Origin of the sequence: Cupriavidus pauculus (assembly GCF_002858765.1) — a bacterium.
GTDB lineage: Bacteria > Pseudomonadota > Gammaproteobacteria > Burkholderiales > Burkholderiaceae > Cupriavidus > Cupriavidus pauculus_B.
The window spans coordinates 736,938-753,522 of sequence record NZ_PJRP01000001.1; the positions used below are offsets into that span (position 1 = coordinate 736,938).

14 protein-coding genes are annotated in these 16,585 nt (G+C 67.0%); 2 read left to right on the top strand and 12 right to left on the bottom strand.

Annotated elements, in window-relative coordinates:
• Window positions 1–35: 35 nt before the first annotated feature.
• The 11 genes from gmhB to CYJ10_RS03430 all read right to left on the bottom strand — a co-directional run bounded on the left by gmhB (window position 36) and on the right by CYJ10_RS03430 (window position 12,951).
• Window positions 36–638, bottom strand: a complete 603-nt coding sequence (gene gmhB / locus CYJ10_RS03380; protein ID WP_101680121.1) for a D-glycero-beta-D-manno-heptose 1,7-bisphosphate 7-phosphatase — start codon at window positions 636–638, stop codon at window positions 36–38.
• Window positions 639–666: 28 nt separating this feature from the next.
• Window positions 667–2,790 carry a glycine--tRNA ligase subunit beta gene (gene glyS / locus CYJ10_RS03385; protein WP_101680122.1) on the bottom strand — a complete coding sequence of 708 codons (2,124 nt, stop codon included), beginning with the start codon at window positions 2,788–2,790 and terminating at the stop codon, window positions 667–669.
• 30 nt (window positions 2,791–2,820) lie between these two features.
• Window positions 2,821–3,441 (bottom strand): hypothetical protein, encoded by a 621-nt coding sequence (locus tag CYJ10_RS03390; protein WP_101680123.1) that lies wholly within the window; start codon window positions 3,439–3,441, stop codon window positions 2,821–2,823.
• Window positions 3,438–4,391, bottom strand: a complete 954-nt coding sequence (gene glyQ / locus CYJ10_RS03395; protein ID WP_101680124.1) for a glycine--tRNA ligase subunit alpha — start codon at window positions 4,389–4,391, stop codon at window positions 3,438–3,440. The genes CYJ10_RS03390 and glyQ overlap by 4 nt, the downstream gene beginning before the upstream one ends.
• Window positions 4,392–4,857: 466 nt before the next feature.
• A complete protein-coding gene (gene lnt, locus CYJ10_RS03400; RefSeq protein ID WP_101680125.1) occupies window positions 4,858–6,501 on the bottom strand; it encodes an apolipoprotein N-acyltransferase in 1,644 nt (547 codons plus the stop codon).
• The gene (locus CYJ10_RS03405; RefSeq protein WP_101680126.1) at window positions 6,498–7,385 is read right to left on the bottom strand and encodes an HlyC/CorC family transporter; all 888 of its coding nucleotides are present in this window, start codon (window positions 7,383–7,385) and stop codon (window positions 6,498–6,500) included. Before CYJ10_RS03405 ends, lnt begins: the two co-directional genes overlap by 4 nt.
• Window positions 7,386–7,496: 111 nt before the next feature.
• Window positions 7,497–8,252, bottom strand: coding sequence for an rRNA maturation RNase YbeY (gene ybeY / locus CYJ10_RS03410; protein WP_374703225.1), 756 nt, complete (start codon window positions 8,250–8,252; stop codon window positions 7,497–7,499).
• A complete protein-coding gene (locus CYJ10_RS03415; protein WP_101680128.1) occupies window positions 8,252–9,250 on the bottom strand; it encodes a PhoH family protein in 999 nt (332 codons plus the stop codon). Before CYJ10_RS03415 ends, ybeY begins: the two co-directional genes overlap by 1 nt.
• A gap of 5 nt (window positions 9,251–9,255) precedes the next feature.
• Entirely contained in the window at window positions 9,256–10,608 is a 1,353-nt protein-coding gene (miaB, locus tag CYJ10_RS03420) for a tRNA (N6-isopentenyl adenosine(37)-C2)-methylthiotransferase MiaB (RefSeq protein WP_101680129.1), read from the bottom strand.
• 61 nt (window positions 10,609–10,669) lie between these two features.
• Window positions 10,670–11,095, bottom strand: coding sequence for a hypothetical protein (locus CYJ10_RS03425; protein ID WP_101680130.1), 426 nt, complete (start codon window positions 11,093–11,095; stop codon window positions 10,670–10,672).
• Window positions 11,096–11,262: 167 nt separating this feature from the next.
• A complete protein-coding gene (locus CYJ10_RS03430) occupies window positions 11,263–12,951 on the bottom strand; it encodes a ClcB-like voltage-gated chloride channel protein (protein WP_101680406.1) in 1,689 nt (562 codons plus the stop codon).
• Window positions 12,952–13,207: 256 nt separating this feature from the next.
• On the opposite strand from CYJ10_RS03430, the gene CYJ10_RS03435 reads away from it, so the two are divergent.
• Both CYJ10_RS03435 and CYJ10_RS03440 read left to right on the top strand, forming a co-directional pair.
• A complete protein-coding gene (locus tag CYJ10_RS03435; RefSeq protein WP_101680131.1) occupies window positions 13,208–14,812 on the top strand; it encodes a DEAD/DEAH box helicase in 1,605 nt (534 codons plus the stop codon).
• Between the two features lie 12 nt (window positions 14,813–14,824).
• Window positions 14,825–15,874 (top strand): serine/threonine protein kinase, encoded by a 1,050-nt coding sequence (locus CYJ10_RS03440; RefSeq protein WP_101680132.1) that lies wholly within the window; start codon window positions 14,825–14,827, stop codon window positions 15,872–15,874.
• A gap of 142 nt (window positions 15,875–16,016) precedes the next feature.
• On the opposite strand, the gene CYJ10_RS03445 is transcribed toward CYJ10_RS03440, so the two are convergent.
• Window positions 16,017–16,466 carry a universal stress protein gene (locus CYJ10_RS03445; RefSeq protein WP_101680133.1) on the bottom strand — a complete coding sequence of 150 codons (450 nt, stop codon included), beginning with the start codon at window positions 16,464–16,466 and terminating at the stop codon, window positions 16,017–16,019.
• Window positions 16,467–16,585: the final 119 nt, after the last annotated feature.

The following is a 16,585-nucleotide window of genomic DNA, read 5'->3' on the forward strand; positions in this document are numbered from 1 at the left end:
CGATGGGGGCGAAAATCAGGGGGCGGGGCAGTGCCTCAGGGCGCGGGCTGCGCGGCGTGGGCGGTCGGGGCGGGGGTCTTGTGCGTCCCTTCGGCGACCAGCCAGCGCGCGAACGCGGCCAGGTCGTCATGCACGCGCGTGCCGGCGGGCAGGCCGCCCTTGTCGAGCGTGCGCAGGCCCTTGCCGGTGCGCACCAGGTGCGGCACGCAGCCCACGGCCACACCGGCTTCCAGGTCGCGCAGCGAATCGCCCACGGTGGCCACGTTGCGCAGTTCGACGCCAAAACGCTCGCCGATCTGCTCGTACAGGCCCGACTTCGGCTTGCGGCAGTCGCAGTTGTCGGCGGCGGTATGCGGACAGAAGAACACGGCCTCGACGCGGCCGCCCAGCGCGGCCAGCGCCTTGTACATCTTCTCGTGCATGGCGTTGAGCGCGCTCATCTCGAACAGCCCCCTGCCGATGCCCGACTGGTTGCTGGCAATGACGATGCGATAGCCAGCCTGGTTCAGCATGGCGATGGCTTCGAGACTGCCGGCGATCGGCACCCATTCGTCGGGGGTCTTGATGAACTGGTCGCTGTCCAGGTTGACCACGCCATCGCGGTCAAGGATCACGAACTTCGGCTGGGACTGTGGCATGGCGGCTCCGGGGCGGCTTGAAGACAGCTTAGGCGGCCAGCTTGGAAATGTCTGCCACACGATTGGCCAGGCCGTGCAGCGTGGCCAGCAGCGCCAGGCGGTTGGCGCGCAGCTTCGCGTCGTCGGCCATCACCATCACGTCGTTGAAGAAGCGGTCCACGGCGTCGCGCAACTGGGCCAGGTCGCGAAGCGCGGCGGTGAAATCGCCACCCGCGAAGGCGGCTTCCACGCCCGGACGCACCTGTTCGATGGCGTCGAACAGCGCGCCTTCGGCCGCTTCCTGGAACAGCGCGCGGTCGACGGTGCCAATGGCCTCGTCGGTCTTCTTCAGGATGTTCGTGATGCGCTTGTTCGCGGCGGCCAGGGCCTCGGCCTCGGGCAGCGCGGCAAACGTGCGCACGGCTTCCATGCGGGCCAGGATGTCGTGCAGGCTCTGCGGACGCAGGCTCACCACGGCTTCCACCTCGTTCGTGGTGTAGCCCTTGTCCTTCAGGTAGCCGCGCACGCGGTCGTACAGGAAGTCGGAGATCGCCTCGCCGGCCGGCTTCACGGTGGCAATGCCCGCGAACGCCTGTGCGGTCAGGCCCAGCAGCGTGTCGATCGACACCGCCAGCGGCTTCTCGATCAGCATGCGCAGGATGCCCAGCGCGTGGCGGCGCAGCGCGAACGGGTCCTTTTCGCCCGTGGGCTGCAGGCCGATGCCCCAGATGCCCACCAGCGTTTCCAGCTTGTCGGCCAGCGCCACGGCGGTGCTGACGTTGCCCTCGGGCAGCGCGTCCCCGGCAAAGCGCGGGCGGTAGTGCTCGGAGCAGGCCAGCGCCACGTCCTCGGCCTCGTCGTCATGGCGCGCGTAGTACGTGCCCATGGTGCCCTGCAGCTCGGGGAATTCGCCCACCATGTCGGTCAGCAGGTCGGCCTTGGCCAGTTCGGCGCCGCGCATCGCGGCGGCCTTGTCCACCGGCGCGCCGGCGGCATTCATCGCGTCGGCAATATGGCCGGCAATCTGCTGCAGGCGCTGCACGCGGTCCAGCTGGCTGCCGATCTTGTTGTGGTAGACCACGTTGCCCAGCTGCGGCACGCGCGACGCCAGCGTCTTCTTGCGGTCCTGGTCGAAGAAGAACTTGGCATCGGCCAGGCGCGGGCGCACCACGCGCTCGTTGCCCGAGATGATCGATTGCGGCGTGTCGGTGGCCAGGTTCGAGACGATCAGGAAGCGGTTGCGCAGGTGGCCGGCGGCATCGGTCAGCGCAAAGTACTTCTGGTTGGTCTGCATCGTCAGGATCAGGCACTCCTGCGGCACGGCCAGGAAGGCTTCCTCGAAGTGGCAGGGGTAGACCACCGGCCATTCGACCAGCGAATTCACTTCGTCCAGCAGCGACTCGGGCATGACCACCTGGTCGGCGCCGGCTTCCTTCAGCAGTGCGCTGCGGATGCGCTCGCGGCGGTCGGCATAGCTGGCGACCACGCGGCCGCGCGACTCCAGCAGGCCCGCGTATTCGCCGGCGTGCGGAATCTCGATGACGCCCTGCGACAGGAAGCGGTGGCCCTGCGTGAGGTTGCTGGCCGGCAGGCCGAGCACCGACACCGGCACGATTTCGGCACCGTACAGCGCGATCAGGCTGTGCGCCGGGCGCACGAAATGCACCGTGGTGCCGTCCGGGCGCTGATAGCTCATCAGCTTCGGAATCGGCAGCTTGCCCAGGGTGTCGTCCAGTGCGGCCTGCAGGCCGTCGGCCAGGGTGGCGCCCTTGGCGGTGTAGCGGTAGAAGAACGCGTCGGCCTTGCCGTCCGAGGCGCGCTCCAGCGTCTGCCAGTCGATCTCGGCCACGCCCACCAACTTGGCCAGGGCGGCCAGCTTCTTGGCCAGCGGGGCGGTCGGGGCGCCATTGGCGTCAAGCGCCACGGTCAGCGGCAGCACCTTTTCGCGCTGTTCGCGGTCCGGCGCGGTGCGGCGCACGCCGGTCACCAGCGCGGCCAGGCGGCGCGGCGTGGCAAACGGCGTCACGGCGGCGCCGGCTTCGAGCAGATCGCGTGCGCCGAGGCCATCGAACAGCCCCTGTGCGAAGGCTTCGCCCAGGCGGGACAGCGCCTTCGGCGGCAGTTCTTCGGTGAACAGTTCGATCAGCAGCGAATCGGTCATGGGTTGCGACATGAATCTATCCAACAGGTATGGGCGCGCGCGTCAGCAGCGCGGCGCGAGATTGGGTTCCACGCCAGACAGCAGCCACAGGCCGTTCTGCTGGCGGAATTGCAGCGTGGTGTAGGCGCATTGCGCGGCCACGCCGGAAGCGCCGCGGGTGCCCGCGGCCGGGAAGCGTGCGTCGATGCGATGGGTCCGGCGGTCGTAGCGGATCTCGTCGATGCGCCCGCCCACCCAGAAATCGATCTTCGCGGGCAGCTGCGCGGCGGAATAGTAGGTCCGTACCGTGCGGCGCGAGCGCCCGGCGTTGTCTTCCCATTCGACCCACTGCAGCGGGTAGCGGATGGCGCTCTCGTAGGCGCGTAGCGGCACGCGGTGCCAGCCAAGGTCGCGCGACCCGGACAGGTCGCACGAGAACGAGCGCACCAGCTGCGTCCATTGGTCGATCGACGACAGCGACGGCCGCCAGTGCCGCGTGATGGCCTGCTGCAGCGCCTGGGTATCCGCCTCGCAGATATTGGCCAGGTCGGCCGGCAGGTACAGGGCCTGCGGCGACGGCGCGGGCGATGTCCGCGCGGCGGCAAGCGCGCTGCCGGCAGGCGACAGCGCAACCGGCACGGCAAACGCCATCAGTGCCAGCGTGCCGCGCACGCGGGCCGTCATGCGCGAGCCCCGGCGTTGCACATCGGGAAGCCCAGCGCCTCGCGCGAATCGTAGTAGGCCTGCGCCACCATGCGCGACAGATTGCGGATGCGGCCGATATAGGCGGCGCGCTCGGTCACCGAGATGGCGCCGCGTGCATCGAGCAGGTTGAACGTGTGGGCGGCCTTCAGCACCTGTTCGTACGCCGGCAGCGCCAGGCGGGTGTCGGTCAGCTTCGGGGTGCCATCCTCGTTCTTTTCGCCGGCATCCCCCATCAGGCGACGGGCTTCGCCCTCGTGCTCGGCAAAATGGCGGAACAGGATTTCGGTGTTGCTGTGCTCGAAGTTGTAGGTGGACTGCTCCACCTCGTTCTGGTGGTAGACGTCGCCATAGGTCAGGCGGCGCGTCACGCCGTTCTCTTCCCACTCGGTCCAGACCAGGTCGTAGATGTTTTCCACCTTCTGCAGGTACATCGCCAGGCGTTCGATGCCGTAGGTGATTTCGCCGGTGATCGGCTTGCAGTCGATGCCGCCCACCTGCTGGAAGTACGTGAACTGCGTCACTTCCATGCCGTTGAGCCAGACTTCCCAGCCCAGGCCCCAGGCGCCCAGGGTCGGATTTTCCCAGTCGTCCTCGACGAAGCGGATGTCGTTCTGCTTCAGGTCCAGGCCCAGTGCCTCCAGCGAGCCCAGGTAGAGCTCCAGGATGTTCTCGGGCGCCGGCTTGAGCACCACCTGGTACTGGTAGTAGTGCTGCAGGCGGTTCGGGTTCTCGCCGTAGCGGCCGTCCTTGGGCCGGCGCGACGGCTGCACGTAGGCGGCCCGCCACGGCTCGGGGCCGATCGCGCGCAGGAACGTATGCACGTGCGATGTACCGGCGCCGACCTCCAGATCGATCGGTTGCAGCAATGCGCAGCCCTGCCGGTCCCAGTAGGCCTGCAGGGTCAGAATCATTTGTTGGAAGGTCAGCATAGGAAGACGAAATGGAAAGCTGGCGGGCAAGTGCGCGAACCGTCTCGCGCCGGGTTTGCCAAACCTTGGATTCTATCGGGTTTTTGGCCTGTCTCAGCCGCGAACAGGCAGGAAAACGGTGTCGCAGGGCACGAATCGTGCATGTGACGGGTGTCGGGCGGGCGCAACGGGTCGGGTAAATCCTGACATGGGTTTCAGAACTGTCCGATAGGTGCCGATACCGTTTTTGTATACAGTTAAAGCACGCGGTCACCGAATCAAAAAACAGATGGCCGCCAGGTCGGATTGCGGGCCGGTGGGGCCGGAAGCGTCAGCTTTCAGCCTTGTCAGCCGATAACGCGATGCGGGCTTGAAACAACAACTTTAGGGGATTGGTCATGTCGCTGCTGTCTCGCAAGCCTTATATCGTTGCCATCGCCGTGATGGTGGCGGCCGCCGCCGTGTCGATGGCGACCGCGCTGGTCGGTTAATCCAGCACCCGGCGCCGCCCCCGCAGCGCCAGCAACAACACGAGCACGCTGCCGGCCAGTGCCGGCACGTTGCCCCAGCGGATATACGGCGTCAGGCCCCGCATGCCCTGTACGTCGGCCGTCAGCGTACCCACTTCAAATGTCGGCAGCTTCGCCTGCACCGTCCCGTCTGGCCGGACCACGGCCGTCATGCCGGTATTGGTGGCGCGCAGCATCGGCCGGCGCATTTCCAGGGCCCGCATCCGCGAGATCTGCAGGTGCTGGTCCAGCGCGATGGTGTCGCCGAACCAGGCCAGGTTGGTCACGTTGGCCAGCAGGTTGGCGGGTGTGGCCTGCTGCCGCAGGGTAGCGGCGATTTCCTCGCCGAACAGATCCTCGTAGCAGATATTGGGCGCCACATGGATGCCGCGCACCGGCACGGCCGGCTGATCCAGCGTGCCGCGCCGGAAGTCGCCCAGCGGCATCTTCATCATGTTGACGAACCAGTGGAAGCCGAACGGGATGAATTCGCCGAATGGCACCAGGTGGTGCTTGTTGTACCGGTAGAGGGCGTCCAGTTCCGGCCCGATCGCGAACACGCTGTTGGTGAAGTCCACTGGCGAATCGGCGCCTGCCGCACCAAAGACGACCGTCGTGCCGGTCTTCTCCATATAGGTGCGCACATCCCGGGCGATATCCACCGGCAGGTCCTGCAGGATCACCGGGAATGCGGTCTCTGGCGTCACGACGAGGTCCGCCGGGGCCGCCGTAATCATGTCGCGGTACAACTCCAGCGAGCGCTGGATGCCCACCGGTTCAAACTTGATGTCCTGTGCCACATTGCCCTGCAGCAGCCGCACGCTGACAGGCATGCCGATTGGGGTGGTGTACGCCACCGGCACCAGCGCCAGGCCGCCGCCCAGCGTGGCGGCCACCAGTCCGACCGACCAGCCGGCGGCGCGGCGGGCGCCCGGTTCGGCGCGGCGCAGCGCGGCCCGGACGGCCGTGACCAGCAATGCCGATGTCGTCGCCGCCAGGAACGTGATGCCGTAGACGCCGACCAGCGGCGCAAAGCCCGACAGCGGGCCGTCGGTATGGGGATAGCCGCTACCCAGCCAGGGGAAGCCGGTAAAGACCACACCGCGTAGCCATTCCGCCAAGGCCCAGGCCGCGCCGAACGCCAGCGCAGCCTGGATGCCGCCCCGGCCGCGCCGGGTCAGCCAATGCCAGACGCCGGCGGCCAGTGCCGGCCATAGAGACAGGTATGCGCCGAACAGCACCACGGCCAGCGAGGCCATCCACGCCGGCATCTCGCCGTAGACGTGCATGCTGATATAGAGCCACCAGATGCCGGACAGGAACCAGCCCATGCCGAATGCGTACGCCGTGGCGGCTGCCGCACGCGGGCGGCCCGCATCGGCAACCAGTGCCACCAGCCCGGCCAGCGACAGGATCTGCAGCCACCACCAGTCATGTGGCGCGAAAGCCTGCGTATGGGCCACGCCCAGCGCGGCGGCGATCAGCAGCCGGAACAGCACACCCTGGCGCGATCCGCTTTGGGCGGCGCCGGCCGGCTGGGAGGAAGGGGAAGATGGTCCGGCGCCGATCAGCGGATCGGCGCGGCGGGTACCCACGGCGTCGGGCGCGCCGGCGCGCTTCATGCGTCGGCCACGCCGTTGGTTTCGGCCGGAGCCTCGCGGTGTACCTGCAGCAGATGCACCTGGCGCGCGTCGGCGCGCAGTACCTCGAAGCGGATCGGCGGCAAGGTGATGATCTCGCCGCGATGCGGCACATGGCCCACGTGATTGGTCAGCAGGCCGCCCACCGTATCGACGTCGTCGTTCGGAAACGCCGTGCCGAACGACTCGTTGAACTGTTCGATCTCGGTCAGGCCACGCACGCGCCATGCGCCGTCCGTGGTCGGCAGGATCATGTCCTGGTCTTCGTCCAGGTCGAACTCGTCCTCGATGTCGCCAACGATCTGTTCGAGCACGTCCTCGATCGTGACCAGCCCTGCCACGCCGCCGTACTCGTCGACAACGATCGCAATATGGTTGCGATTGATACGAAATTCGCGCAGCAGGATGTTCAGTCGCTTCGACTCCGGAATGAACACGGCCGGGCGCAGTGTCTCGCGCAGGTCGAAATTCTCGTCGGTGTAGTAGCGCAGCAGGTCCTTGGCCAGCAGGATGCCGATGATGTTGTCACGATTGCCCTCATACACCGGAAAGCGCGAGTGCGCGGTCTGCTGCATGAAGGGAATGAACGCTTCTGGCGTATCCGCGATGTTGACCGCATCCATCTGGGCGCGGGGCACCATGATGTCGCGCGCCGTCAGCTCCGATACCTGGAACACGCCCTCGATCATCGAGAGCGAATCCGCGTCGATCAGGTTGCGCTCATGCGCGTCCTGCAGCACTTCCAGCAGTTCGGCGCGGGTGTCCGGCTCGGGGGAAATGAAATCCGAAAGGCGTTCGAGAAGGGATCGGGGCCGATCCTGCTGCCTGTAGCTGGCAGGCTTCGAACTGGGATAGGGGTCGTTCATGTCGCGGCTAGCGCGTGGTGGAGATCGTCTGAAGCATACACTAAAAGGCTTGCAGCCCCGTGACGCCAGGATTGCAACGGCGCCGGCGGCACGGGTGTCAGCCTTTTGTGCTTATTCGCGCACTGGCTGGTACGGATCGCTGAAGCCCAGCGCCTGCAGCGTTTCGGTCTCGATGGCCTCCATTTCCTCGGCCTCGGCGTCGTCCTCGTGCTCGTAGCCCTGCGCGTGCAGCACGCCGTGGACGATCAGGTGGGCGTAATGCGCCTCCAGCGGCTTCTTCTGCTGCTTCGCCTCGGCTTCCACCACCGGGCAGCACAGCACGATGTCGCCGGTCACCGGATCGTCGGCGCTCTCGGCATAGGCAAATGTCAGGACATTGGTCGCGTAGTCCTTGCCTCGGTACGTGCGGTTCAGCGTGCGACCTTCTTCCTCGTCGACAAAACGGATGGTCAGCGCGGCATCGTCATACAAGGCCGATTTCACGCACTTTTCGATCTGCTTCGGGGTCGGTACGCCGCGGCGCCTGCGCGTGCCGTCGCCGAACTGGATGTCCAGTTCCACCTCGGCCGGCGTGGCCGGCGTGCCCGTGGTGGTGACGATCGGCGTGGCGGTTACGGCCACCGACAGCGCGTCGGCGTTGTCCGGGCGCACCAGCAGGCCGGCCTGCTGGCGGGTGTCGGTGTGTTCGGCCAGCAGCGCCACCACGCCGTCATTGGCCTGGGACAGGTCGAGCGTCAGGCTGCGGCCGTCGGCCAGCTGGATGCGCAGCGCGTGCGCCGATGCCTTGCGGGCACGGCCGTCGGCATCGAACAGGACAACGCGCGTGGCGTCGGGCGTCTTTGTTGCGGGAGACTTCTTGGTCAAGATCAGGCGTCCTTGTGCTGGGCGTGATATTCGTCGTAGGCATCGACGATGCGGGCCACCAGCGGATGGCGCACCACGTCGATGCTGGAAAAGCGGGTGAAAGCGACGCCGCGCACTTCGCGCAGCACGTGCTGCGCCTCCACCAGGCCGCTCTTCTGGCCGCGCGGCAGGTCGATCTGCGTGGTGTCGCCGGTGATCACGGCCTTGGAGCCGAAGCCGATCCGCGTCAGGAACATCTTCATCTGCTCCGGCGTGGTGTTCTGGGCTTCGTCCAGGATGATGAAGGCGTGGTTCAGCGTGCGGCCGCGCATGTAGGCCAGCGGCGCGATCTCGATCATCTGGCGCTCGAACATCTTCTGCGTGCGATCGAAACCCAGCAGGTCGTACAGCGCGTCGTACAGCGGACGCAGGTACGGGTCCACCTTCTGGGCCAGATCGCCCGGCAGGAAGCCGAGTCGCTCACCGGCTTCAACGGCCGGGCGCGTCAGCACGATGCGCTTGACTGAATCGCGTTCCAGCGCGTCGACCGCGCAGGCCACGGCCAGGTAGGTCTTGCCGGTACCGGCGGGGCCGACGCCGAGCGTCAGGTCGTGCGACAGGACGTTGCGCAGGTATTCGCGCTGCATGGCCGTGCGGCCCTGCAGCCCGGCACGGCGTGTGTGCAGCACCGGCGAATCGTCTTCAGGATTCGACGATCCGGCGTTGTCCTCGTTACCGGGCAGGTAGGCGCCGTGCGCGGCGATCTGGCGCGATTCCACCAGGCCCAGCTGCACGTCGTCGATCGACAGTGCCACCTTGGCGTTGTTGTAGAAGCGCTCCAGCGCCAGCGCGGCATCCTGCGCGCGCTCGCCACGCACCGTCATGCGGTGGCCGCGGCGCTGGATCGTCACGTCCAGCGCCTGTTCGATCTGGCGCAGGTTTTCATCCAGCGGGCCGCACAGGTTCTGCAGGCGCGTGTTGTCGTTCTTCGGCGCGACGAATTCTGCTGTCGGAATCTTCATAAAGCTTATTGGCGCACGACGATTTCGCCGCGCAGCGAGTGCGGGAACGCCTGCGTGATGCTGACATCCACCATCTGGCCGACCATGCGGTCGCGCTGGGCCTGGGGAATGCCCGGCAGCGCGAAGTTGACCACCCGGTTGTTCTCGGTGCGGCCGTGCAATTCAGTCGGGTCCTTGCGGGCCGGGCCCTCCACCAGGATGCGCTGCATCGTGCCAACCATGTTCTGGCTGATCCGCACCACATTTTCTTCAATTGCGGCTTGCAGGGTCTGCAGGCGGCGCAGCTTCACGTCATGCGGCGTGACGTCGTGCAGGTTCGCGGCAGGCGTGCCGGGGCGCGGGCTGAAGATGAACGAGAACGACGTGTCGTAGCCGATCTCGTGGACCATGGCCATCAGCTTGTCGAAGTCCGCATCGGTCTCGCCGGGAAAGCCGATGATGAAGTCCGACGACATCGACATGTCCGGGCGGATCGTGCGCAGGCGACGGATGATGCTCTTGTACTCCAGCACGCTGTAGCCGCGCTTCATTCCCATTAGCACGCGGTCCGACGCATGCTGCACGGGCAGGTGCAAGTGGTTCACGAGCTTGTCGCAGCGTTCGTACAGTTCCACCAGGCGCGAGGTGAATTCCTTCGGATGGCTGGTGGTGTAGCGGATACGCTCGATGCCGGGAATCTCGGCCACATACTCGATCAGCAGGGCGAAGTCGGCGATCTCGCTGGTGCCGCCCATCGTGCCGCGGTAGGCGTTCACGTTCTGGCCCAGCAGCGTCACCTCGCGCACGCCCTGGTCGGCCAGACCGGCCACTTCGGCCAGCACGTCCTCGAACGGACGCGACACTTCCTCGCCGCGCGTGTAGGGCACCACGCAGTAGCTGCAGTACTTCGAGCAGCCTTCCATGATCGACACGAAGGCGCTCGGGCCATCCACGCGGGCCGGCGGCAGGTGGTCGAACTTCTCGATCTCGGGGAACGAGATATCGACCTGCGACAGGCCGGTGGACTGGCGGCGGTTGATCAGGTCGGGCAGGCGGTGCAGCGTCTGCGGCCCGAACACGACGTCCACGTACGGGGCGCGCGACACGATTGCGGCGCCTTCCTGGCTGGCCACGCAGCCGCCCACGCCGATCACCAGGTCGGGCTTGGCGGCCTTCAGCGCCTTCATGCGGCCCAGTTCGGAGAACACTTTCTCCTGGGCCTTCTCGCGGATCGAGCAGGTGTTGAACAGGATCACATCGGCGTCTTCGACGTTGTCCGTGGGCTCCATGCCCTGCGTGGCGTTCAGCACGTCCACCATCTTGTCCGAGTCGTACTCGTTCATCTGGCAGCCGTACGTTTTGACAAATACCTTCTTCATGGTGCCGGTCTCAGTGGTTTACCTGGGGGCATCAGGGCACAACAGGTTGATTCTTAAAGGGTCAGTGCGTGGCCTTCCACGCCTTCGTTTCCGCATCGGTCAGTACCCACGCGGTCAGCAACTGGCCATAGAGGTCGAGTTTGTATCGCACGTTGAGCTTCTTGCCGGCCACCGTGTTCGGATTCATCAGCATGGTGTCGGTGCTGAAGATCCGCAGTCCGGGGGCCACGCCATGGACCTTGCCGTCGAGCTTTGCCTGCAGCGGTTCGGTGGCGGTGGGCCGGGCCAGTTCCAGGCGCGCCATCGGGGCATCGTCCGGGATCACGCGTACTGGCGTGCCGGCCACCGCCAGGTTCGTCACCTGGGTTGTGACCTGGCCAGTGGTCTGGCTCGTGGTCTGGACGGTCTGCGCCATGGCAGGAACGGCGGATAACAGCACGACCGCGGCGCACGCGATGTGCGACGAACGCGACAACAGTTTCAGCATGAAGGCCCCCGACAAGAAATACAGCGATCGTTCTTGGAATATGGAATACCGCCGGCGCCGGACGCCATCACGCTTGCAGCCATCGCGCAGGCAGGGTAACCCGCGATTTTACCCGTTTGCGCTGGGGGCGGGGGAACCGTGCACCCGGCGTTTGTGGCGTAGCCGCCTCAGAACAGGCAGGATGCCTCCTGCAGCACGCGCTGCTTGGACACGGTGCCCATCAATTCGCGACTGGCGGCATCACGCACCAGCGGAATGCGGTTGATGCCGTGCTCGGAAAAGATCGCCAGCGCGTCGCGCAGCCGGGAGTCGGGGGTCAGCGACGGAAACGTCAGATCGCCCAGGGACAGCAGCGTGGCGTCAGGCGCCTCGCGCTGCGCGCGCTGGATGGCATGGATCGAGATGGCACCCAGCAGCGTGCCGGCCGCGTCCACCAGATACAGGTAGCGCGTGCCGGTTTCGGCAAACTTGTCGGCGGCTTGGGCCACCGTGGCGGTGGGGTCGATCACCGTGCTGGTGGGATCGCACAGCCCGGCCAGGCGCAGGCCGCGCGCGCGTTCCACGGCGGCCGATGCCTGCGCGCGCTCCACCACCACGCTGTAGAGCGACAGCGTCTGGCAGCGCGACGCCGTGTAGTACGCCGCCACCGCGCCGATCATCAGCGGCAGCAGCAGCGTGGGCGCCAGTGTCATCTCGAAGACCATCAGGATCGACATCAGCGGCGCCTGGCTGGTGGCCGCCAGGAAGGCCGTCATGCCGACCAGCGGCAGCACCGGGCTCGACGTGCCGCCCGGAATGCCCAGCGCCACGAGCTGGCCCAGGGCCGCGCCCACGAACATCGATGGCGTGAACACGCCGCCCACGGCGCCCGAGCCCATGCTGACCACGGTCGCCAGCAGCTTGGCCAGCAGCACGCCCCAGACCGCCACCGAAAGTGGTTCGTTGCGCAGGATGGTCTGGATCGTGTAATAGCCGTTGCCGACCACTTCGGGCACCACCATGGCCAGCAGCCCCACCAGCAGGCCGCCCAGCGCCAGGCGCGCCACCGGGCCACCGGGCACGTGCCGGAACCCGTTGCGGGCCAGCGTGTTGGCGCGCATGAACACCGCGCCCGACACCCCGGCGATCAGGCCGATGCCGGCGGCGGCCAGCAGCAGGTGCGGTTGCTGGAGCAGGTCCGGGCCGATATGCAGGCCGGAATAGAGCGGTTCTAGGCCGCCGTGCCACTGGCTGACCATGGTGCCGGCCACCGACGCCAGCAGCAGCGGCATCAGGCGCTGCACGGCCAGTGCGCCAAACACGACTTCGGCCACGAATACCGCCGCCGACAAGGGGGTGTGATAGGCCGTGGCCAGGCCCGCTGCCGCGCCGCAGGCAGTCAGCATACGGCGCATGTTGCTGTCGCCGATGGCCTGGTCGGCGCGTCCGGACGGGAAGATCGATCCGGTCAGCGCGGCCAGCTGGATCATCGCGCCTTCCTTGCCGACCGAGCTGCCCGAGACGATCGAGCAGAACGACGACAGCGCGCGCAGCAGCGTGATGCGCACCGGCAGCCGGCCCGTACCGCGCGCCACGGCTTCCATGTATTCGCTGGGCAGGGCTTCGGTGCGGGCATAGCGCTGTGCCGCCACCAGCAGCGCACCGGCCAGGGCGCCGCCCACCACCGGGATGACGACGCGCCAGGCCAGGGCCAGGCCCGCGAAGATCAGCACGATGTCGGCGTCCTTGCCGAACATGACCAGGCCGCTGGCCTCCAGCGCGTCCTTGAACAGCGTGGTCACGACGCCAGCCAGCAGGCCGACGGGGATGGCCGCAAAGAGCGTGACTTCCTGATCTTCGACGAAACGGAACCGCATGGCGATGGGGAAGGGCGATGGAAGGGGGCTGGCGCGCGCCGGCACCGGGTGGCCGTCATGATAGCGCAGCGCCACCTGCGCTCCGCAAGCGGCGCGCCAGTTTCCACAGGCTGGTACACTACGGGCCTTTCCAGCCCGGGAACGGGGGGCAATCGACCCATCCCGCCGGCCCTGACCCTCAGGTACGGTCATCTACCCGAGCTGCCCCACGATTGGCGCACATCTGCTGCGCAACGGGCAGCCGAAGCGTCATTTCATGTCTTTTTCCGAACTCGGCTTGTCCGACAAGCTGGTGCGTGCCGTGGCCGAACAGGGCTACACCACGCCGACCCCTATTCAGGCGCAAGCCATTCCCGCAATTCTGAAAGGTGGCGACCTTCTCGCCGGTGCCCAGACCGGCACTGGCAAGACCGCAGGTTTCACGCTGCCGATGCTGCAGATGCTGGCCGATACCGCGGCGCGCAACCCGGCACCGCGCGGCGCCCGCCCGCAGGTACGCGCCCTGGTGCTGACCCCCACACGCGAACTGGCCGCCCAGGTCGAGGAAAGCGTACGCAACTACGGCAAGTACCTGAAGCTGCGTTCGATGGTGATGTTCGGCGGCGTCGGCATCAATCCGCAGATCGAAGCGCTCAAGCGCGGCGTGGACATCGTGGTGGCCACCCCTGGCCGCCTGCTCGATCACGTATCCCAGCGCACCATCGATCTGTCCCACGTGGAACTGCTGGTGCTCGATGAAGCCGACCGCATGCTCGACATGGGCTTCATCCACGACATCCGCAAGATCCTGAACGTGCTGCCGGCCAAGCGGCAGAACCTGCTGTTCTCGGCCACGTTCTCGGACGATATCCGCGCGCTGGCCGACCGCCTGCTGAACAACCCCGCGTCGATCGAGGTGGCCCGCCGCAACACCACGGCCGAAACCGTGGCGCAGCGCGTGTTCCCCGTGGACCGCGAACGCAAGCGCGAACTGCTGGCCCATCTGGTGCGCCAGCACGACTGGCACCAGGTGCTGGTCTTCACGCGTACCAAGCACGGCGCCAACCGCCTGGCAGAACAACTGAGCAAGGACGGCCTGTCCGCGCTGGCCATCCACGGCAACAAGAGTCAGTCGGCCCGCACCCGCGCGCTGACTGAATTCAAGGCCGGCACGCTGCGGCTGCTGGTGGCCACCGACATCGCGGCGCGAGGTATCGATATCGACCAGTTGCCGCACGTGGTGAACTTCGACCTGCCCAACGTGCCCGAGGACTATGTTCACCGTATCGGCCGCACGGGCCGCGCGGGCGCCGAAGGCGAGGCGATCTCGCTGGTTTGCGTCGACGAGCTTGGCTTGCTGCGCGATATCGAGCGTCTGATCAAGCGACAGATCGAACAGGTGGCACTGACCGGGTTTGAAGTGGACCCGAGCATTGCGGCCGAGCCGATCCAGAAGGGGCGCCAGCAACGTGGCGGTCCGCCGCAGGGCCGTGGCAGCCAGCCGCGTGGCAACGGCGGCGGCAATGCCAATGGCGGCGAGCGCCGCGCGCCGCGTGCCCCGCAAGGACAGCGCCAGGAGTCTGCCGGTCAGCCGAGCCAGCCGCGTCAGCCGCGCCCCGCACAGGGCGCGCAGCCGGCGCGCGGCGAAGGCCGGAACGGCAATGGCTCGGGCAATGGCAATGGTGGTGGCAATGGTGGTAACGCCGCCAAGCCGGCGGGCCAGCGTCCGCAGCAGGCTCGCACGCAGCAACCGCGTCAGCAGCAGGCACGTCCCCAGCAGCCGCGTCCCGCACAGGATGCTGTCGCTGCTGCACCGGCCCGCAATCGCCGTCCCGCGCCGCAAGCCGCGCTGCTTGGCGGCAGCCGCAAGCCGGCACCCTGACCGGACCCCGCCATGGCCACCCCGGATAGCCCTGTGTCACACGACGACGTCCCCTATGCGGGACTGACGCCCGAGTGCATCCTCGATGCGCTGGAGGCGACGGGCTTCTATCCGGATGGCCGTCTGCTGGCGCTGAACAGCTACGAGAATCGCGTGTGGCAAGTCGGCATCGAGGACGCCGCACCGTTGGTGGTCAAGTTCTACCGGCCTGGCCGGTGGAGCGACGCGGCCATCCTCGAAGAACATGCCTTCGTGCAGCAACTGGCCGACGCGGAGATCCCCGCCGTGCCGGCGCTGCCACTGCGCATGGGCGAAGCCCCGGCCAGCACGTTGCTCGCGCACGCGGGCTTCCGCTTTGCCGTGTTTCCGCGCTGTGGCGGCCGCGAGCCGCCGCTGGACCAGGCCGCCACGCGCACGTGGCTGGGCCGTTTCATCGGCCGGATTCACGCCTGCGGCGCGGCCACGGCGTACCAGGCGCGGCCGGCGCTGGATATCGACACGTTCGGCGTGGCCTCGCGCGACTATCTGCTCGACCACGACTGCATTCCCGCCGATCTGCTGGCGCCGTGGCGTGCGGCCGTGGACCTGGCGCTCGACGCCGTTCGCCGCTGTTACGAGCGCGCCGGTGACGTGCGGCTGCTACGGCTGCATGGCGATTGCCATCGCGGCAATGTGCTGTGGATCGATGAAGACGATGCGCGCGGCCGTGGCACGCCAGGGCCGCACTTCGTCGACTTCGACGACAGCCGCATGGGGCCGGCGGTACAGGACATCTGGATGCTGCTCGAAGGCGACCGGGCGGCGATGCAGGATCAACTGGCCGACATCGTGGCCGGCTACGAAGATTTTGCCGATTTCGATACGCGCGAGCTGTGGCTGGTCGAGGCGCTGCGTACGCTGCGCCTGCTGCACTACAGTGCCTGGCTGGCCAGTCGCTGGCGCGATCCCGCATTTCCGGCCGCGTTTCCGTGGTTCGGTACCGCGCGCTACTGGCAGGATCGCATCCTGGAACTGCGCGAACAGATCGCGCTGATGGACGAACCGCCGCTCTGGGCGGCCTGAGACGGCACGATACCGCCGCGTCCGCATGAGACCGGCGATTGGCCGGAATCGCCCTGGACCGCCTTGATTCCCGTGCAACGGCCTTGAGTGCCATCCGGCGGCCAGATCCCTGCGCCTTCCAGAAATCCGGCCAGCCGGTACCTCACACCTGGGGCTTGGCCTTTTCCTCCGCCTTCACCATCACAACCGGACAAGCGGCCTGCGCAAGCACGCGGCCGGCTACCGATCCGAGCACGGCGTCGAAGAACGACCCACGCCCGTGCGTGCCCATGACAATGGCGCTGGCATTCACCGACTTTGCATGAGCGAGGATCTTCTCGGGCGGATAGCCGTGCAGCGCGTGGCGTTCAAACGGGACCTTCGCGGCTTCCAGGATGGCGCAGACCGATGTCATGGCCTTCTCGCTGGCCTCGTTGTGCCACGCGTCGATCGTTTCCTTGCTGACAAACGCGCGCACCTGGCCGGTGACGTCAGGTGACACGTGTACCACATGCACCGTGAAACCGGTCTGCAGCAGCTTGCCATCGGCAAGAAAGCGCGCGGCGGCATCGCTGAATGCGGAACCGTCAGTGGCGAGCACGATATTGGACATCGGGGGCATGGCGCTATCTCCTTGGTTGAAAAACTGCGAGCGCGCGACGGGGCGCGACGTGTTTCATCATGGCACGCAGAGGTTGGTCACACCGTAACGTAGATCAAATCCGCGATGAA